Here is a 19,944-nt window from a genome sequence, read left to right as displayed (position 1 = left end):
TGACCTCTTCAAGGAAAGCACACACATGTCCCAAGTCCTGCAAAGTTTCATCGGTGGCCAATGGATTGGCCAGCAAGGCGCGCAAAACCTGCGCAGCGCCCTCAACGGCCAAACGCTTTACCAAACCCACGCCGAGGCCATCGATTTTGGTGATGCGGTGCACCATGCCCGCACCGTGGGCCTGCCCAATTTGCTCAAGCTCGATTTTCAGGAGCGCGCCCAGCGCCTGAAAGCCTTGGCCAAGTACCTGGGTGAGCACAAAGAGCAGCTCTACGCCATTTCGGCCCACACCGGTGCCACGCGCGCCGACAGTTGGGTGGACATCGAAGGCGGTGCGGGCACTTTGTTTGCGTACGCTGGCATCGGCAGCTACGAGTTGCCCAGCGGCAACCTGATCCACGAAGGCCCAGCTTTCCCGCTGGGTAAAAAAGGCGGCTTTGCGGGCACACACATTTTGGTGCCACGCGGCGGCATCGCGGTGCACATCAACGCCTTCAACTTCCCCATCTGGGGCCTCTTGGAAAAGTTCGCGCCCAGCTTTTTGGCGGGCATGCCTTGCATCGGCAAACCCGCTTCGTCCACCAGTTACCTGACCGAAGCCATGGTGCGCTTGGTGGCGCAATCGGGCATTTTGCCCGCAGGCGCTTTGCAGTTGGTGATCGGCCCCACCGGCGACCTGCTGGACCGGCTGAACGGCCAGGATGTGGTGACCTTCACGGGTTCGGCCGACACCGCCGCCATGCTGCGTGTGCACCCCAATCTGGTCAAGCACAGCATCCCCTTCAACGCCGAGGCCGACTCGCTCAACTGCGCCATCCTCGCGCCAGACGTGACGCCCGATGACGAAGAGTTTGATCTGTTCGTGAAAGAAGTCGCCCGCGAGATGACCGTCAAAGCGGGCCAGAAGTGCACCGCGATTCGCCGCGCCATCGTGCCGCGCCAGCACCTGGACGCCGTGGTTGAAAAGCTCAAGGCCCGATTGGCCAAGGTGGTGGTGGGCGACCCGTCGGTAGAAGGCGTGAAGATGGGGGCTTTGGCGTCGCATGCGCAGCAGGCCGACGTGGCCGAGCGTGTGGCCCTGCTGCGCCAAAGCGCCGAACTGGTGTTCGGCGGCGGTGCTGGTTTCAGTCCGGTGGGCGAGGGCGTGACACAAGGTGCTTTTTTCCAGCCCACCCTGCTGCTGTGCCAAAAACCTTTGCACACCGACAGCGTGCACGATGTGGAGGCTTTTGGCCCGGTGAGCACACTCATGCCTTACGACGGCATCGACGAAGCCCTGCAACTGGCCGCACGCGGGCAGGGCAGTTTGGTGGGCACGCTGGTCACCAAAGACCCACACATCGCTGCCCGCATCATCCCGGTGGCGGCCGCTCTGCATGGCCGCCTGCACATCCTCGACCGCGAATCGGCGGTTGAATCCACTGGCCACGGCTCGCCCTTGCCCCAGCTCAAGCACGGTGGCCCCGGCCGCGCGGGCGGCGGTGAAGAGTTGGGTGGCATCCGCGCCGTCAAGCACCTGATGCAACGCACTGCGCTGCAGGGCAGTCCCACCATGATCGCCGCCGTCACGGGCGAATACATGCGCGGTGCCAAGCTGATCGAGACCGAGGTCCACCCCTTCCGCCGCTACTTTGAAGAGTTGCAGATTGGCGAAAGCCTGCTGACCCACCGCCGCACCGTGGGCGAGGCCGACATCGTGGCCTTTGGCGGCCTGTCGGGCGACTACTTTTATATGCACTTCGACGAGATTGCGGCCAAGGATTCGCCTTTTGGCAAACGCATCGCGCACGGCTACTTTGTGTTGTCGGCCGCGGCGGGCTTGTTTGTCTCGCCCGCACCTGGCCCGGTGCTGGCCAACTACGGCCTGGACACGCTGCGCTTTGTGAAGCCTGTGGGCATTGGCGACACCATCCAGGCGCGCCTGACGGCCAAGCGCAAGATCGACCGCCAAAAGAAAGACGCCAACGGCGTGGGCCAAGGCGTGGTGGCCTGGGACGTGGAAGTCACCAACCAGTTGGGCGAGGTGGTGGCCAGTTACGACATCTTGACGCTGGTGGCCAAGAAGGGCTGATGCGTCGCTGCGCGAAGGGATGGCTGTCGGACCTGAAGGCCACGACCTGCGGGGGATGTCGGAATTTGTAGGTCGGCGCCTTCAGGTCCGACGTTTGTTTTTCATAGGATGGGCCGTGACAGAATGACCCACCATGAACCCGTACGACCGCCACATCCTGCCTTACCTGATTGACTTTGCCTGCGGCCTGGCCATGGTGCAGGCGCAGCGCCGCCAGCTGGTGCCCCAAGCGCAAGGCCGTGTGCTGGAGATCGGCATGGGCACCGGCCTTAACCTGCCTTTTTATGACCGCACCCGCATCACCCGCCTGGTGGGCGTGGACCCGGCCCTGCAAATGCACCACCTGGCCCAAAAGCGCAGCCGCGAGGCGGGCATCACCGTAGAGCTGATGGGCCTCTCGGCCGAACAACTGCCCACCGAAGACGCCAGCTTTGACACCGTGGTCTGCACCTACACCCTGTGCAGCATCCCCGATGCGGCGCAGGCCTTGCGCGAGATGCGCCGGGTGCTGGTGCCGGGCGGCAAGCTCTTGTTTTGCGAGCACGGCCGAGCACCTGATGAGGGTGTCCGTCGTTGGCAAGACCGCTTGCAGCCGTTGTGGGGTCCGCTGGCCGGCGGTTGCCAGTTGGGGCGAGACATACCCGCATTGCTAGAAGATGCAGGCTTTGTTGCCCACACGCAATCGGCCTACCTGGCTGGGCCACGACCCATGACTTTTCACTACTGGGGTCATGCGCAGGCTGCGTGAAGCCTGGATTCACTGGCCTGGTTGCCCAAAGGTGTATGCAGCTGCTTTGTTGCGTGGTGCGCAACCTGCTAAAGTCCAGCCACGACAAAGTCGTTTCGCCACAAAGGCTTGCGTCAACAGTTGGCTACTGGATAACGAGGACTGTCACTGATGGCCATGCACACCCCCCCTCATCCTGGTGAGTTCATTCAGGACATTTACCTTGACCCGCACGGGATTTCCGGCCGTGAACTGGCTGAAAAACTGGATGTGGCACCGTCCACGCTGAGCCGCATTCTCAAAGGCAGCTGCCGGGTCACGCCTGAGATGGCGCTGCGTTTGTCGAAGGCTTTGGGCCGCACGCCCGAGAGTTGGTTGAGCCTGCAAGATGCCCATGATCTGTGGATCGCCCGCCAAAACGTGGACATGAACCGCGTGGTGCCTTTGCAGTTTTCTTCGGTCTGAAGGCCCCATGAGATCCCCCATTGCCGTTGTTGACGTTGACCGCTGTGAAACCTGGACCCGCTACAAAGCCGGGCTGTGCGACACCTGCGCCGCCAACTGTTGCACCATGCCGGTGGAGGTCAAGTTGGCCGATTTGGTGCGCCTGGGCTTGGTCGACCCGTTTGAGGCCGAGCACGAAGACCCCAAACACATTGCCAAACGCCTAAGCAAAGCCGGCCTGATCGAGCACTTCAATTTCAAGAGCAGCATTTTCAGCTTGGCCCGCCGCGCCAGTGGCGACTGCCAGTTTTTGGATGCGAACACCCGGCGCTGCACGGTGTATGCCCAACGCCCCAACACCTGCCGATTGCATCCCCAGATTGGGCCGCGTCCCAACCACTGCCCTTATGGCCACAAAGGGCAGTCGCGCTGAGCAGCCCTTCACTGCTTTGTCACCGACATGCGGTTACACTATTTATCTTCAAACGCCCTCCGCTTTTTTGCGGGTCAGGGCGTTTTTCATGGTTTTCCCTGACGATGTTTTGTCCATTTTCGACAGCAAACATCGCGGTAGCCTGCCCGGCACCTGCCCACGACCTCTATTCCACATGATGCACAAGACCCCATTGCTGACCGTCCGCCACGTGCTCAACGCTTTGATGCTTGCCGGCATGGCGGTCCTGAGCTTTCAATCGCAGGCGCAGTTTCAGGCAGCGGCCCCTGCGTTGGCAGCCCCCTCATTGGGTGTCGCAGAAGCCCCCGCCATGGGCGGCGGCGCAGCGGCAGCGGCAGCCGGCCTGGCCGGTGGGATGGGCAGCACGGGCATCCCAGGCCTGGGTGGCCGACCCGCACTGCAGGGCACGCCGGGCCAAGTGGGGGCAGGCGCACAAAGCCAAAACACCACAGCCGATTTGGGCGCGTCGCCTGCCTTGGCCCAAACCCAGTTTCAGCGCTTTGTGCAAGACGCCACCGGCAGAGCCCTGCCGCTGTATGGCTACAACCTGTTTGACCGTGGCCGCTTTCCCAGCCTGACCGACGTGCCCGTGCCCGCCAACTACGCGGTGGGCCCAGGTGACGAAATCGACCTCAAAATCTGGGGGTCAGTGGATGTGGCCATGCGCCTGCCGGTGGACCGCAACGGCCAAATCACCGTGCCCAAAGTTGGCCCCATCACCGTGGCCGGCACCCCCGCCAGCGGGCTTGACGCGCACCTGAAGAAGCAAGTCAGCCGCGTGTTCAACAACTTCGAGCTCAGTGCCACCATGGGCCGCCTGCGCTCCATGCAAATCTTTGTGGTTGGCCAGGCCCGCAACCCCGGCGCCTACACCGTGTCCAGTATGTCAACGCTGATCAGCGCCCTGTTTGAAAGCGGTGGGCCTGCCGCCAACGGCAGCATGCGCGCTGTGCAACTGGTGCGCGGCGGCAAAACCGTCACCACCCTCGACCTGTACAAATTCATCCACGCCGGCGTGACCAGTGACGACGCCCGCTTGTTGCCCGGCGACGTCATCGTTGTGCCCCCCGCAGGCCCTCGCGTGGCCGTCACCGGCGCCACCGACACCCCGGCCATTTTTGAGCTGGCCAGCGCCGAAGAAAGCGTCGGCCAACTGCTGAGCTACAGCGCCGGATCGCAAACCCTGACCACCCCTTACAAAGCCCTGCTCGAGCGCGTCAACAAACAAGACGCCAAAACCCCCCGCGAAGTGCAAGAACGCACCTTGGACGCCGCCGGACTGAAATCCACCGTGCGTGACGGCGACTTGCTCATCTTGTTCAAAATCAGCAGCCAGTTTGCCAACGCCGTCACCCTGCGCGGCAACGTGGCATCGCCCCTGCGTTATTCATTCAAACCCGGCATGCGCGTGTCCGACCTGGTGCCCGAAGCCGCCGCCTTGATCTTGCCCGACTATTACAGCCGCAAAAACAGCTCGGTCCAGTTCGAAACCGGCCGCAGCGTGACGGGTGAACGTGTGGTGAACGACGTCAAAACCCAGCTGACCGAAATCAACTGGGATTACGCTTCCATCGAACGCCTGGACCCCAAAGCCGTCAAAACCATCCTGATCCCCTTCAACTTGGGCAAGGCCATCAAAGACAAAGACCTCGCCCACAACATCGAGCTCATGCCCGGTGACGTGGTCACCATCTTTGGTGTGGACGACATCCCCGTGCCGCTGGAAAAGCGCACCCAGTTTGTGCGCCTGGGCGGCGAAGTCAAAGTGCCCGGCATCTACCAACTCAGCCCCGGCGAAACACTGCCCCAACTGCTGCAGCGTGCGGGCGGCCTGAGCCGCGATGCATACCTGTACGGCACCGTCTTCAGCCGCGAAAGCACCCGCGTCCAGCAGCAAGACAACCTCAACCAAGCCGTTCGCCGCATGGAAGCGCAAATCACCGCCGAGACCGCCACGTCCCTGCAAAACGTCTACGACCAAGAAAAGGGGGCCAGTGTGCAAGCCCAACTGGCCGGACAACGCATGATGCTCGAGCGCCTGCGCGGCCTGAAAGCCAGCGGCCGCATCGCCCTGGAGATGGACGTCAACCGCCCCGAGCTGCCCCCCCTGGCTCTGCAAGACGGCGACAGCATCACCGTGCCCAGCAAGCCCAGCTTTGTGGCCGTGTTTGGCGCTGTGCTTGCCGAGAACTCTTTCATCCACCGCGACACGGCGACCGTGGGCGACTACATCGACAAAGCCGGCCCCACCCGCGAAGCCGACCTGCAAGCGGCCATGCTCATCCGCAGCGACGGCACCGTGCTGGCCAACCGCGCCCAGCGCAGCTGGCTCGGCTTGGGCAACACGGGCTTCATGGGCACCCGTCTGCAACCGGGCGACTCCATCTTCATCCCCGAGGTGCTGGACCGCCGCACCGCCTACACCCAGTTCATCCAAGGCGCCAAAGACTGGACCGCCATCCTTTACCAGTTTGGCATTGGCGCCGCCGCCTTCAAAACCCTGCGCAACTGACGCACCCCACCCGCCATGCGCCTGACCCCCGCCCAAATCGACACCAGCAATAGCACTGCCTTTTGCCCCAACTCCTCTTGGTTTTGGCAGAAAAGCCCGGTGCAGCCCTACACAACTTTGACCGAGCAGAACGTCTGGGTTTGATCGAGTCGGCCGAAACCTGGTTCGACATAAGCAAACTCCGCAACCCAATGGTGCACGAATACATCGAAAACTTGGCGCTTCTGACCAGCGCCCTTCAAGCGGGACACCAACACGTTGCCGCCCTGGCGAATGCAGGCCAAAAAATGATGGCCGAAGCCCAACGATTGATGGCGCATTGACCCCATGTCGGGGCTAAAGCCACCGACCTACAAAACGAACAACGCCCCCGCCACCCATTGACCCCGTAGGTCGGCGGCTTCAGCCCCGACAATTGCACACCCCCCCCGCATGACCGACAACACCCACATCCCCAGCGAACCAGAAGACGACGAGATCAGCCTGCTCGACCTGCTGCAAACCATCGTCGACAACTTGCGTTTGCTCATCCTGGGCCCCTTGGTTGTGGGCTTGGCCGCTTTGGGCATCAGCTTTGCCATGGCCCCCATCTACACCGCCAGCGTCAAGTTTTTGCCACCCCAGCAGCAACAAAGCGCTGCCGCCAGCATGCTGGCCAGCCTGGGTGGGCTGGGTGGTTTGGCCGGTGCCGCAGCGGGCCTGAAAAACCCCGCTGACCAATATCTGGCCTTCATGAAAAGCAACAGCGTGCAAGACGCGCTGATCGAGCGCTTTCAATTGCAAGAGCGCTACGAAACGAAATTCAAAACCGACACCCGCACAGCGCTGACGGACAGCACACGCGCATCCAGTGGCAAAGACGGCCTGATCAGCGTTGAGATTGACGACAAAGACCCGAAGTTTGCCGCCGAACTGGCCAACGGCTATGTCGAAGAGCTGCAAAAACTGCTGGCCAAACTGGCCGTGACCGAGGCGCAGCAACGCCGCATGTTCTTTGAAAAGCAACTGTTCCAAGTCAAAGAAAAATTAACCGAGGCAGAACAAGCCCTGCGCGCCACCGGTGTCAGCAGCAGCGTCCTCAAGTCCAACCCCACTTCGGCATTGGTTGCCGTGGCGGGCCTCAAGGCCCAAGTCACGGCCCAAGAAGTCAAAGTGGGCGCCATGCGCGGCTATTTGGCCGACACCGCGCCCGACTTCAAGCAAGCCATGACCGAGCTGGCCAGCCTGCGCGCCCAATTGGCCAAACAAGAAAAAGACGAACCCGCCACCGCAGCAGGGCAGGGCGACTATGTCGCCAAGTTCCGCGAATTCAAATACCAAGAAACCTTGTTTGAACTCTTTGCCCGCCAGTTTGAGATGGCCAAGGTCGACGAATCGCGCGAAGGCGCCGTCATCCAGGTGCTCGACGCCGCACAGCCGCCCGAGCGCAAATCCAAACCCAAAAAAGCCCTGATCGCGATCATCGCCACTTTGGCCGCGGGCTTTGCTCTGCTTTTGTTCGTCTTCATCCGCCAGGCCCTGCGCAACGCAGGCCAAGACCCAGAATCCGCCAGCAAACTCGCGCGGCTTCAAGCCAGCTGGCGCAAAGCCCTGGGTCGGTAGTCCATGTCAACCCTGACCTGATCCGGGATCCATCCCCCCAAAGCCGTGAACCTCGTCTACGCCCTGCAAGGCGTTTTCCAATCACCTGCACTGCAAGCCGCCACTTGGGGCTTTGCCGCCAGCTTTGCCCTGTGCGTGTTGCTGGTCATCACCAAGCGCTGGCACGGTGCATTGACGATGGACTTTACCGACGGCATCCAGAAATTTCACACCTCACCCACCCCGCGTGTGGGCGGCATCCCGATTGTGTTGGCGGTGTGTGTGGCCTGTTGGGTGGCCACAGAAGATCTGCAAGCCATGCTGTTTCCCATTCTGGTGGCGGGCATGCCGGCCTTTGTGTTTGGCGTGGTCGAAGACATCACCAAACGCGTGGGCGTCATGCAGCGCCTGCTGGCCACCATGGCTTCGGGCCTGCTGGCTTGGGCCATCACCGGCTACGCCATCACCCAAGTCAGCGTCTGGGGCTTTGACTGGTTGCTGGGTTTTACTGTGGCATCGGTCATTTTCACGGCCCTTGCGTTGGGGGGGGTGGCCAACGCCATCAACATCATCGACGGCTTCAATGGCCTGGCCAGCACCATGGTCACCCTGGGCTTTGTGGGCTATGCGCTCATTGCTTGGCAGGTGGGCGACACCACACTGGCCAGTGTGGCGCTCATTTTGGCGGCCTGCGTGTGGGGTTTCTTTTGGGTTAACTGGCCTTTTGGCAAACTGTTTTTGGGCGACGGCGGTTCGTACTTCATTGGCTTTGCCTTGGCCTGGGTGGCGGTGCTGCTGATTGAACGCAACCCCGGCGTTTCACCCTTTGCCGCCCTCACAATTTGTGTGCACCCAGTGACCGAAGTGCTGTTCAGCATCTTCCGCCGCAAAGTCCGCAAAGACCACCCCGGCATGCCCGACCGCCTGCATTTTCACAGCTTGTTCAAGCGCCGCTATGTGGCCCGTTGGTTTGGCCAATATTCCAACGACGTGCGCAACTCCATCACGGGCGCAATGATGGGTTGCATGACCTTGACGGCCGTTGTTTTGGCCCGCCTCACGCATGACTCATTGGCTTGGTCTGTTGCTGCGTTTGTGTGTTTGGCTTTGGGCTATGTGGCCATTTATGCCCGCATGGTCAAACACCATTGGTGTTCACCCATTTCGTTTTTGTTGGGCAACCCACTGGCCGCAACAGCGCCTCGGCTCTGAGCTTGGAGCCCTTGGCCGCAGTGCTTCGTTGCTCGCAATGACGAGAGTGAGGCCTGTCATTGCGAGAGCGCAGCGCCGCGGCAATCCATGGCCACCGTTATTGCCAGTAAATTGGGGTCAGATCCCCATTGTTTTGTCAGAGCCGCCTTCGGGCGGCTTTTTTTTGGAGTTTCAATGCCGTACAGAAAAATTGCTCTTGTCATTTGGGCCTTGGCCATGGGGACCGTCACGGTGCTGGCCTTGCTGCCCATACAGCATTTGGAATTGCCGGTTTTTGATTGGTGGGACAAAGCGCAACATGTTTTTGCTTTTGTGGTGCTGACGGGTGGCGCATTGTTGTTTTGGCCCGGTGCCTCTGCGCGGGTGGTGATCGGCATGATCACGTACGGCGCCGGCATTGAATGGGCCCAGTGGGCCGTGGGCTGGCGTTTTGCCGAATGGGCCGACCTGGCTGCGGATACCGTGGGGGTGGTGGGTGCATGGCTGCTGGTGAGCGGGTTCCAGCGGGTGCGGGTCAATAAAAGTGGGGGCTGACGCCAGTCTCTTTCGAGAAAAGCCAGGTTGGCAGCCGCCTTTGTTGCGTTCGACCGTTGCACTGGCCGGTGCAACATGGCGCTGCTGCGCTGCACATCGCACGCATTGGATTGCCACAAATGCATCTTTTGATTTGACAGTTTTATAAGTTAAGCTTGTAAATAATCTATGTAAGTCAAAATTTCAGGGTGAAAAGCCAATCAAGCCATTTGGTAAATTTCAATAAATCGACCATGAAAAATTCAGCCAATCAACATCTCTTGGTCTTTAGTGTGGGTTTATGGTGTGCCACAAGCACATTGGCCCAAGGCCTGAGCCTGAACACCCAAACCGAAAACAGTGTGGGTGTGTCGCTGTCGCATTACAAATACAAAGAGCCTGGCTTCATGTCGCTCCAGGGCAAGGTGATGGGAGTCGATTACGCTGGCACCTACGCTTTTGCATCCCAATGGCCTCAAACACAACAAACCTGGTTTGTGCGCGGCGAACTTGCCTACAAAACAGGCAGGGCCGATTACACAAGCCCTCGAACGTCTATTGACGGCACCGACAATTGGTATGGGGAAGCCCGCGCTTTGGTGGGGCGCGATGTGCAGCTCGGGCCATCGGTGTTGTCCCCCTACATTGGCTTGGGTTTGAGGCAACTGCACCATGATTTGCGCGCAGAAAATACCCTGGGGTACAGGCGTATCACCCGCTACGTCACCCTGCCGTTGGGGGTGATGCACAAACAGAAGTGGTCCAAAGATTCGGTGCTGGTGACCCATTTGGAGTATTTGCACCTGGTGCAAGGTACCCACTGGGCCAAGTTCTCGGATTCAAATACTTTCAGTTCAGATGTGAAATTGAAGCAACCCAAGGGGCAAGGACTGCGTGTCGGTGCCCTTTGGCGCTTTGACAACTGGTCCATGGGGCCCACTTTGACCTACTGGAATATCGATCAATCGGACCCTAGGGGGCAGACTGCGATAGAGCCTTCTAACCAAACAATTGAATTTGGATTTAAATTGAATCATTTATTTTAATTTTTTTAGTTTAAAAATTAACAATACATCTAAATTGTCAGCCTATCATTTTTATGCTTTAATCTATTATGTTTTTAAACTCGATTCGGGGACAGCCATGACAGCCAAGAAAATTTCCACCCTTGTCGCAGCCGCCTTGATTGCAAGCGCGCATTTTTCCGTCCAAGCCCAAACTGTCGGCGCTGGTGCAGGTGCGGCCACGTCAGGTGCCCAAGGGGCCATCTCCAAGAACATGGTGTTGGGTGCGGTTGCGGGTTTGGCCGTCATTGCCGCGTTGAACAGCGGTAGCAGCGGTGCGGTGGCCGCGCCTTCGGCCACCAATCAATCTTCGACGACTGCCGCAACATCTGCCACTGCGGCAGCGACCCAAGCCACTGCAGCGCTCACTGCAGCGACCTCTTTTGCTGCCCTGCTTGCCGGATCTTCGATCGATACCGGCAGTTTGAATGCAGCCATTACAGCCTCCACAGCGGCGAACCAGGCTGCGCAAGTAGCTGCTTCTGATCTCACTGTGGCCACCCGCACTATTGCCTCGGTCACCAGCAACGGCAAGGTGATTTGCGCGGCATCGGTTTGCACCAATGCCGAAATTTTGGGTCTCAGCCTAAAAGCCGCCACCACGGCCAAAGACGCGGCTGAAGCAGCGCTTAATCTCACTGCGGCCATGCAGGCCATCAGCACTTTTGTGGCCAGCAACACCAACCTGGCCAGTCCAGCCGTGATTGCTCAGTTGGCTACCTTGACTGAAACAGCCCGAGTCGCTTCTTTGGCATCGCAAACGGCTGCCAACCAGACCATTCAGGCTTATCAAGCTGTCGCTGTTGCTACTGGCACAACGGGCACAACCATCACAGCCGCAACGGGCACCACTGGCACAACGGGCACCACTGGCACCTTGTGATCTGTTGATCAACAGTCAAGTTCTGCCTGACAAACCCCAGCCCCGGGCTTACGCGCCGGGGCATTTTTTTCTCTTTTGAGGTTGTTTGTGCGATTTTCGTCTGTACGCTGGGTGTTTTATGGGGTGGGGCTGACACTGCTGGCAGCTTGTGGTCACACCCCTGTCACACTTACTTTGGCGCAAGCCTTTGACTCGGGTCAAAACATTGACCAGCACCCACTCAACCCCCAACTCGACTATCTGAGGGTGAGCCTGAATGGGCGAGTGGCATTGATGGTGCTCGGTTACCGAGAACAGACCCAGCAAGGTCCTGTCGAAACCTGGTACAGCAGCCAAGGCGAAGTCTTGAAGTTGCAAAACGGCCGCATGGTGTCCACCGTGGGTTTGGCCTTGGATTGGCGTGACGTGCGCTACCAAAATTTGCCGACTTGGCTTGAGGCCTCGACCAACTCGCAGCAGCAGGTGTTTGTGCGAGTCAGAGACCAAATGCCGAGCTACCGCTTTGGCATCACTGAGCAAATAGCGATCTTCCCGATTGCGGCCCCCAAAGACGCCAAATTGGCGGGCTTTTCGGCCACCCAATTGCGCTGGCTTGAAGAAAAAGTGGTTTCTTCTCCTCATGGCCTGGCCTCAGCGCGTTTTGGTTTGCACACCCATGCCGGTGTGACGCAAGTCATCTATGGCGAACAGTGCCTCACAGAAAGCATGTGCATCGCATGGCAAAAATGGCCCGCACGTCTTTGAAGCACATGGGGGCCGGCGTTTTGATCGCCACCTTGGCCAGCTTGGTCGCCTCTGTCCAGGCGCAGCAGGTGCCTTTGCCGCTGCGTGCGGCTTTCACAGCCCCCTCTTTGGCCGCACGGCCTGACGAGCGTTTAAGCGATTGGCTCCTTCGCCAACCCTCTGATGCTCGGGCTTATCACCCTGGCCTGAGCTGGCAGGTTCCCGCAGAGCGCCCAGCGCAGTTGCGTTTAAAAAACGATGTGCTGACGGCTTTGAACGATTCAGGCCATGGGCCCAACGGCGTTCATGCGGCATGGTTCCAATGGGTGACGTCTTTGCCTGTGACAGGCCGGGTGGCTTTGCCCATGACAGACGCACGTTGGCTGCAGGCCCACCCCGGTCAAGACCCTGTTTTGCAGGCCGATCATGTGCTGTTGTTGCCGCATCGGCCCACGTCGGTTGCTGTCATCAGCCCGACAGGTGGACCGTGCCTGGTCGATCATGCGCCAGGGGCGCAGGCGCGGCATTACCTGCGGGCTTGCGCCACTGAGCGCGCTGACCCGATTGACACGGCATGGGTGATTCAACCCGATGGGCAGGTTTTTGAATTCAACATCGCTTCATGGAACGAGCAGACACAAACCGAGTTGGCCCCGGGCGCCCTGGTTTGGGCGCCACCACGCGGCAGCGTCTGGAGCCGACCGACATCTGCACTGGTGGCCCAATTTTTGGCCACACAGACTTACGACAGACTGGTGTCGTCGTTTGATTTGCCGCGACTTGCACAAGCGGCGCCAACACAGCCCTTGTCAGTTGCCCGCTCACAAGGTTTGAGTGCCAACGACTGGGGTGTCATAGGGCTGATGCAGACGCCCACTGCGCGCATGGCGCCTGCGGGGGATGTGCGCTTGAGCTTCAGTCGGGTCTACCCCTACGAGCGCTACAACGTTTTTGTGCAACCCTTTGACGGCTTGGAAGCGGGCTTCAGGTACTCCAATGTTCTCAACCGTTTGTATGGCCCACAAGAACTTTCTGGTGATCAAACGCTAAAAGACAAAAGCATTGATCTGAAAGTCAGGCTGTTACAAGAGCGTGCTTACCTACCGCAATTGGCTGTGGGTCTAGTCGATGCCGGGGGAACAGGTCTTTTTTCTGGTGAATATCTGGTGGGCAACAAGCGGTTTGGCGCTTTTGACTGGAGTTTGGGTGTGGGCTGGGGCTACTTGGGGGCCAGTGGCAACATCCGGAACCCTTTGTCCGCCATCAGCCCGCGCTTCAATACCCGTGGTGGCATGGTGGCCATGGGCGGAACGCCCAACACGCAGTCGTTTTTCCGCGGTCCTGCGGCGCTGTTTGGGGGGGTGCAATACCAGACGCCTTGGGAGTCTTTGCTTCTCAAGGCCGAATACGATGGCAACCACTACCAAAGCGAGCCTCAAGGCAATCAGCAGGTTCAAAGATCGCCATTCAACCTGGGCTTGGTTTACCGGTACAACCCTTCGGTGGACCTGTCTTTGGGTGTTCAGCGGGGCAACCAGTTGTCGCTCGCCCTGACTCTGCACACGTCGCTTGCCAACATGAGCACCCCCAAGGTGTCTGACTTGGCGACGCCGAAGGTTCAAGCGGCACGCCCAAGCACAACGGTCGACATGACTGGAACGGCCGCCGATTTGCAGGCCATGGCCAACTGGGGCATTCAGCGCGTTGAGACCCACGGTCCAGTGATGAAGGTTTTTGTAGAGAGCGCATCAGGCGCTCATTGGGATGAGCGCATTGACCGCATGGTGGCCGTGCTTCACCGCGATGCCCCTGCGCACATCGACCGCTTTGATTTGGTCTTCACCGAACAAGGGGCCTTGTTGTCCGGACGATCGGTGGACCGAGACTCATGGGTTCGGCAGCAAACGTCACGGGTTCCGCCCTCGGCTGCGGCCCCATCCATTCAGGCCTTTGCCCCGGTCAGCCGTCAGAGCGACGCGCCAGCGGAAACCACTTGGCTGCCCACACCCGCCAAATTTGGGTTTGCGGTGGTGCCCAGCTGGCAGCAAAACATTGGCGGACCGGATGGGTTTTTCTTGTTCCGAGCCGGTGTGTCTTTGCCCATGCGGCTCAGGCTCAGCCAAAACACGTCCATCTCTGGTGCTGTCAGCCTGAACCTTGTGGACAATTTCGACAACTTCAAATACACCGGTCCAAGTGAGATGCCGCGTGTCCGCACGCACATGCGCGAATACATGACGACTTCGCGCGTCAACATTCCCAACCTGCAAATCACGCACTTTGGACAGGCCTCGGCCAACCAGTTTTACAGCATGTACGCGGGCTATTTGGAGAGCATGTACGCCGGGGTGGGTGGCGAATGGTTGTACCGCCCCTGGCACAGCCCGTTTGCGCTGGGTATTGATGTGAACCGAGTTCAACAACGCAGTTTTGACCAACTGCTCGGCTTTGACCGTGCAGGCAGTCAAACCGGCTACCAAGTGACCACAGGCCATGTCACGGCTTATTGGGACACGGGCTGGAAGTCTACCCACGTCAGATTGAGTGCAGGGCAGTATTTGGCGGGTGATGTCGGCGCGACCATCGATTTGAGCAGAACTTTTGGCAACGGCGTCAAAGTTGGCGTTTGGGCGACCAAAACCAATGTGTCAGCGCAGCAATTTGGCGAAGGCAGTTTTGACAAAGGTTTGTACTTGCAAATTCCTTTTGACGTGATGACCACCACCCGAAGCGGCAACACTGCCAATTTGGTCTACAGCCCCTTGACCCGGGACGGCGGCGCCCGCCTGAACAGAGATTTTTCGCTCTATCACGCGACAACGGCCCGCAGCCCACAAGACACCAGTCACAAGCCAGCCGCTGTCCAGCCCTTTGCGCGTTAAGCCGGCGCTGTGACAGGCTTTCACCGGTCGCGTCATCGCCCCCCGGTCCAGTCATCGCGAGGAACGAAGCGATCTGGCTGCATCGTGTCCCATGCTTGGATGTGGAAGAGCCGGCTGTGAGGCCTTGAGTCTGACGACATCAATTGGCTGCCAATTTGCTTTTGTTCAATTGTTGGCGTTGGCAGATCAATTGGATTGAGTTTTGCACGGTCGGTGCAACGAACGCCGCCCCATGTTGGCGGCGTTTTTAGTGGGGTGGCCTCTGGGCTGCACCCTGGTGCCCAAGCTCAGTGTTTGCGGTCATCCGGGATGCGTTGGTCTTCTGGGAATTCGGCGGGGCGCTGGGTGAGCAGGCGGGGGTCGAGCAGGCGTGTGGCGTTCATCAGTTGCACCGGTCGGTTCAACATGGCGCCGCCATCCCGGGTCAGGGGGGTCCAGTTGAAGTAGGCTGTTTGCCGGCTTGAGCTGGTCATGAAGGCGTCAAACGGGATGGACCAGAAAACGCCTTTGTTGAAAGAGCCTTCGCCAAACTGCGCTGCTGACACATTCGTTTTGGTCGCAAATGCGCCCATGGTCACGCCGTTGTCAAAGGTTCGGCTCATGGACAGGGTCATGCCGCGGTCTTGTGCCAGGTATTGCCCCACGCTGAGGGCCATGTTGACGTCTTGCCATGGCGTTTGCCAGTAAAGGCTGGCATGCCCTGTTTTGGCTTTGTAGTCTCTGAATGAGAAGTTTTGTGCAAAGTCGCGTTGCTTGACCTGGGTGATGTCCAGGCCTGCTGCCCAGCGGCTGCCGGGTTGGCGGTAGAGCATTTCGCCGCCCACACCGGCAAACATGCTTTCCAGATAGCCCGCATAGACGGCGCTGGTCCAGTGGGTAGAGAGTCTTTGGACGCGGCTGAGGTACAGGTTGGGCAGGGTGATCCTGGACTCGGTCAGGTATTCGCGCATGTAGGTGCGCACCCGGGGCAGGTCCGATGGGGCCGTGTATTTGAAGCGGTCGTAGTTGTTGAGCAGGCCGGCATTGAGGCTGCCGCTCAGTTGCACATCGGCCGGCAGCGCCAGTTGACCGTTGAGCTTTAAATTGAGCTGGTACAGCACAAAGGCGTCGGGACCGCCTATGGAATGATTGAGGTGGATGCCCGGCGTGAGGCTGTAGGGCTTTGGCGTGTGGGTCATCAGGGTGCTGCCTGGCGTCAGGCTGTGCGCTGGCGGGTAGCTGTGCGTCACGGCCGGTGCGGGTGTGCTGGTGCGTGCAGGTTGTGCAAAGGGTTGCAGCCAGGCTGAGCGGTCGATGTGGTCCACGGTGAGCACATCGCCTAAAGCGCGGTGGCGCAGTTCGATGTGCGTGATGTCGGCCGGGGCATCGCGCTGCAGCACGGCCATGGCTTTGTCGATGCGTGGCGGGTGGTAGGCCGAGTCCGATTCCGTCAGCTCCAGGATCAGCGTGTTGTCCCGGCGCTGGATTTGTTGGACTTGCCATTGGGTCAGGGCTTGAATGTCTTGCCCAGTTTTTGGCCAGTGCGGTGCTGCGGACGGGGCTTGCAGTGCGACGGTTGGCGCAGGCGTGTCGGTCAGTTTGGGTATGGCCAGGCGCGACAGGTCGGTGTCAAGCGTGAAGCCCACTGACCAGGTGGTGCCCCTTTCGCGGCCCACGGACACATCCAGACCTGGGGCCAAGCGGTACACCAGGCCCAGGTTCAGGGGCGTCTTTTGTGCTTGGGTGTTGGCGGAGGGTTCGTGCTGGTAGTTGTTGCTGTCGTATTCGGCCTTGAGCACGGGGCCCCAGGGGGTTTGGTATTCGACGCCGCCAAAGAGGGCGGTACGGCCCCTGAAAAAGGTTTGGGTGCTCACGGTGCCGCCAGAGCCCACATCGTTTTGTCTTTGGTCAAAGCGTGAGCTGACCACGCTGAGGGGATTGGACAAGTTTTGCCGACTGCCCAAATAGCCCCAGGCCATGCCCATGCTGAAATCAAGACGCCCCCAGCGTTTGCTGGCCACCAGGTATTCAGAGCCAAACAAACCGGTGCCGCCCAGGTCACGAATGCCTGCAGCCATGGCGGGCAACCAGGCCGATTCGTTCCACAACCGGGCTTTGATTTCAAAGCTTTTGTCTTTAGCGCTTTGTGATCTTTTTTTATGAATGGACTGCCACGGCCTGCGGCCTTGCAGTGACGGGTACGGGTTGTCATCGCGAGCGAAGCGCGGAAAAAAGCCTCCCGACTTTGCAGTCGGGAGGCTTTGGTTTTTTTACAGACCGGCAGGTTTACATCGTGTCGATGAAGCTGCGCAGTTTGTCAGAGCGGCTAGGGTGCTTGAGCTTGCGCAGCGCCTTGGCTTCGATCTGGCGGATGCGTTCGCGGGTCACGTCAAACTGCTTGCCCACTTCTTCCAGGGTGTGGTCGGTGGACATCTCGATGCCAAAACGCATGCGCAGCACTTTGGCTTCGCGGGGCGTGAGGCTGTCCAGGATGTCCTTGACCACGTCGCGCAGACCGGCTTGCAGGGCGGCATCGATGGGCGCGGTGTGCGTGCTGTCTTCGATGAAATCACCCAGGTGGCTGTCGTCGTCATCACCGATCGGCGTTTCCATGGAGATCGGCTCTTTGGCGATCTTCATGATCTTGCGGATCTTGTCTTCCGGAATTTCCATCTTCTCGGCCAAGATCGAGGCATCGGGCTCAAAGCCGAATTCCTGCAAGTGCTGGCGCGAGATGCGGTTCATCTTGTTGATGGTCTCGATCATGTGCACCGGGATGCGGATCGTTCGGGCCTGGTCCGCAATCGAGCGGGTGATGGCCTGGCGAATCCACCAAGTGGCGTAAGTCGAGAACTTGTAGCCTCGGCGGTATTCGAACTTGTCCACGGCTTTCATCAAGCCGATGTTGCCTTCCTGGATCAAGTCGAGGAATTGCAGGCCGCGGTTGGTGTACTTCTTGGCGATCGAGATCACCAAGCGCAAGTTGGCCTCGATCATCTCTTTCTTGGCATCGCGAGACGAGCGCTCACCGGCGTTCATGCGCTTGTTGATGTCTTTCAGCTCATCGAGCGGCACCACCACTTGCGATTGCAAGTCCATCAGTTTTTGCTGCAGATCTTGCACGGGCGGAATGTTGCGGCCCATGACGGCGCTCCAGCTCTTGCCCGCAGCGGCTTGTTTTTCGATCCACTTGAGGTTGAGCAAGTTGGAGGGGATGCGCTTGCCGTTTTTGTCGCGGCCGCTGAAGTCGGCAATGAAGTTGTCTTGCGGGTAGCCGCATTTGTCTACGATGATGCGGCGCAATTCGCGCTCTTTTTTGCGCACATCGTCCACTTGGCCGCGCACCATGTCACACAATTTTTCGATGGTTTTGGCGGTGAAACGGATGGTCATCAGTTCTTCGGACAGGACCGATTGCACCTTGACGTAGGCGGGGGTGCCCCAGCCTTCCTTGTCGTAAATCTTGTGCACTTTTTCGAAGTAATCGGTGATGCGGTCAAAGCGTTCCAAGGCCTGATTTTTCAGCTCTTCGAGCTTCTTGGTCAGGGCTTTGGAGCCGCCTTTGCCATCGTCGTCGTCGGCTTCGTCGAATTCGTCGAAGTCTTCTTCGGCCACGTAGTCGTCAGCCTCGTTCAGGTTGGCGAAACCATCCACCACGGTGGAGATGACGATTTTTCCTTCGCGGATCTCGTTGGCCAGGCGCAGAATTTCAGCGATGGTGGCAGGAGACGCGCTGATCGCGGCCATCATGTCCATCAAACCGCCTTCGATGCGCTTGGCGATTTCGATTTCGCCTTCGCGTGTGAGTAGTTCCACCGTGCCCATTTCACGCATATACATGCGCACGGGGTCGGTGGTTCGGCCGAATTCGCTGTCCACGGTGGACAGGGCGGCTTCGGCGGCCTCTTCGGCTTCTTCTTCGGTTGAGCCGGTAGGCGCGTTGTCGGTGATGATCAGGCTCTCGGCGTCGGGCGTTTGCTCGTACACCGCCACACCCAGGTCGTTCAGGGTGGCGATCACCACTTCCAGGGTTTCGGCGTCGACCAGCTTGTCGGGCAAGTGGTCGCTGATTTCGCCGTTGGTCAGGTAGCCGCGGGTTTTGCCCAGTTTGATCAGCGCTTTCAGACGGTCGCGGCGCTGCTTCATTTCGGCTTCGGTCAGGACGGTCTCGTCCAGGCCAAATTCTTTCATCAAGGCACGTTCTTTGGCCTTGCTGATCTTCATGCGCAGGGGCTTGACCTTTTCAGTGGTGCCCGAATCGGCCTGGGCCACCGGTTCTTCGTCGAGTTCGGCTTCGAGTTCGGCCAATTCATCGTCGATGCTTGGCTCGGCAATGCTGCCTTTTTTCTTGGGTCCGCGTTTGGCGCCAACCACGACTTTTTTGGCCGCCGGCGTGTTGTCTTCGGCGGGCGCTGCGGCTTTGGCAACTTTGCTTGGTTTTTTGAGTGGTACGTCGGCTGCAGCCTCTTTGGCTTTGGCAGCGGGTTTCTTGTCGATGACTTCGGATTTCTTGGCGGGCACGGAGGCGGCTTTCTTCACAGGCTGAGCAGAGGCGGCTGGGGGTGGCGTGGCTTTGACTTTGGGCGCTGCTGCCTTGGGGGCCAATTTGCCCACCGGTGGGGCAGATTTTTTGGCCGCCGCCGGGGCGGACACCTTGGCAGGTGCTTTGGCTGGCGCTTTCACTGCTGCCTGGGCCTTGGCGACGGGCGCTTTGGCTTTGGCGGTGACAGGGGTCTGGGCAACGGCTTTGGACTTGGCAGGGGCCTGGGCAGGCTTCTTGGGCTTTTGAGCGGGCATGGACAACCTCAGATCACAAAAAGGGACAAGGAAACAGACACAGTCAGCGCCAAATACATCCCGGCGCGGGCGTGGGTTAAGGCACAGATCAAAGTATCAGTT

At 59.4% G+C, this 19,944-nt stretch carries 15 protein-coding genes; 13 read left to right on the top strand and 2 right to left on the bottom strand.

Going from position 1 to position 19,944, the window contains the following annotated elements; translation table 11 throughout:
• The first annotated feature begins 25 nt into the window (after positions 1 to 25).
• The 13 genes from paaZ (at position 26) to Q0O99_RS03770 (ending at position 15,066) form a co-directional block, all read left to right on the top strand.
• Positions 26 to 2,071, top strand: coding sequence for a phenylacetic acid degradation bifunctional protein PaaZ (gene paaZ / locus Q0O99_RS03830; protein WP_293748723.1), 2,046 nt, complete (start codon positions 26 to 28; stop codon positions 2,069 to 2,071).
• A 133-nt stretch (positions 2,072 to 2,204) separates the two neighbouring features.
• Positions 2,205 to 2,819 (top strand): class I SAM-dependent methyltransferase, encoded by a 615-nt coding sequence (locus tag Q0O99_RS03825; protein WP_293748721.1) that lies wholly within the window; start codon positions 2,205 to 2,207, stop codon positions 2,817 to 2,819.
• A 156-nt stretch (positions 2,820 to 2,975) separates the two neighbouring features.
• Entirely contained in the window at positions 2,976 to 3,263 is a 288-nt protein-coding gene (locus Q0O99_RS03820; protein WP_293748719.1) for a HigA family addiction module antitoxin, read from the top strand.
• A gap of 7 nt (positions 3,264 to 3,270) precedes the next feature.
• Entirely contained in the window at positions 3,271 to 3,675 is a 405-nt protein-coding gene (locus Q0O99_RS03815; RefSeq protein WP_293748717.1) for a YkgJ family cysteine cluster protein, read from the top strand.
• Positions 3,676 to 3,850: 175 nt separating this feature from the next.
• Complete coding sequence (locus tag Q0O99_RS03810) at positions 3,851 to 6,208, top strand: SLBB domain-containing protein (RefSeq protein ID WP_293748715.1); 2,358 nt, start codon at positions 3,851 to 3,853, stop codon at positions 6,206 to 6,208.
• Positions 6,209 to 6,270: 62 nt separating this feature from the next.
• Positions 6,271 to 6,531: a hypothetical protein gene (locus Q0O99_RS03805; RefSeq protein ID WP_293748713.1), complete on the top strand. Its 261-nt coding sequence runs from the start codon at positions 6,271 to 6,273 to the stop codon at positions 6,529 to 6,531.
• 109 nt (positions 6,532 to 6,640) lie between these two features.
• A complete protein-coding gene (locus Q0O99_RS03800) occupies positions 6,641 to 7,810 on the top strand; it encodes a Wzz/FepE/Etk N-terminal domain-containing protein (RefSeq protein WP_293748711.1) in 1,170 nt (389 codons plus the stop codon).
• Between the two features lie 45 nt (positions 7,811 to 7,855).
• Positions 7,856 to 9,001, top strand: a complete 1,146-nt coding sequence (locus tag Q0O99_RS03795; RefSeq protein ID WP_293748709.1) for a glycosyltransferase — start codon at positions 7,856 to 7,858, stop codon at positions 8,999 to 9,001.
• Positions 9,002 to 9,175: 174 nt separating this feature from the next.
• Entirely contained in the window at positions 9,176 to 9,535 is a 360-nt protein-coding gene (locus Q0O99_RS03790; RefSeq protein ID WP_293748707.1) for a VanZ family protein, read from the top strand.
• Positions 9,536 to 9,921: 386 nt separating this feature from the next.
• The gene (locus Q0O99_RS03785; protein WP_293748706.1) at positions 9,922 to 10,560 is read left to right on the top strand and encodes a hypothetical protein; all 639 of its coding nucleotides are present in this window, start codon (positions 9,922 to 9,924) and stop codon (positions 10,558 to 10,560) included.
• A gap of 97 nt (positions 10,561 to 10,657) precedes the next feature.
• Positions 10,658 to 11,461: a hypothetical protein gene (locus Q0O99_RS03780; protein WP_293748704.1), complete on the top strand. Its 804-nt coding sequence runs from the start codon at positions 10,658 to 10,660 to the stop codon at positions 11,459 to 11,461.
• An 87-nt stretch (positions 11,462 to 11,548) separates the two neighbouring features.
• The gene (locus Q0O99_RS03775) at positions 11,549 to 12,205 is read left to right on the top strand and encodes a YjbF family lipoprotein (protein ID WP_293748702.1); all 657 of its coding nucleotides are present in this window, start codon (positions 11,549 to 11,551) and stop codon (positions 12,203 to 12,205) included.
• Positions 12,178 to 15,066 (top strand): YjbH domain-containing protein, encoded by a 2,889-nt coding sequence (locus Q0O99_RS03770; protein WP_293748700.1) that lies wholly within the window; start codon positions 12,178 to 12,180, stop codon positions 15,064 to 15,066. The genes Q0O99_RS03775 and Q0O99_RS03770 overlap by 28 nt, the downstream gene beginning before the upstream one ends.
• Before the next feature lie 287 nt (positions 15,067 to 15,353).
• On the opposite strand, the gene Q0O99_RS03765 is transcribed toward Q0O99_RS03770, so the two are convergent.
• Both Q0O99_RS03765 and rpoD read right to left on the bottom strand, forming a co-directional pair.
• Entirely contained in the window at positions 15,354 to 17,210 is a 1,857-nt protein-coding gene (locus Q0O99_RS03765; RefSeq protein WP_293748898.1) for a YjbH domain-containing protein, read from the bottom strand.
• Between the two features lie 121 nt (positions 17,211 to 17,331).
• Positions 17,332 to 19,842 (bottom strand): RNA polymerase sigma factor RpoD, encoded by a 2,511-nt coding sequence (gene rpoD, locus Q0O99_RS03760; RefSeq protein WP_293748698.1) that lies wholly within the window; start codon positions 19,840 to 19,842, stop codon positions 17,332 to 17,334.
• Between the last annotated feature and the right edge of the window lie 102 nt (positions 19,843 to 19,944).

Source organism: Limnohabitans sp. Rim8 (genome assembly GCF_945901735.1).
In the GTDB taxonomy this organism is placed as follows: domain Bacteria; phylum Pseudomonadota; class Gammaproteobacteria; order Burkholderiales; family Burkholderiaceae_C; genus Limnohabitans_A.
The sequence above is the reverse complement of the archived record's forward strand: the minus strand, read 5'-3'. Positions and strand labels throughout refer to the sequence as shown.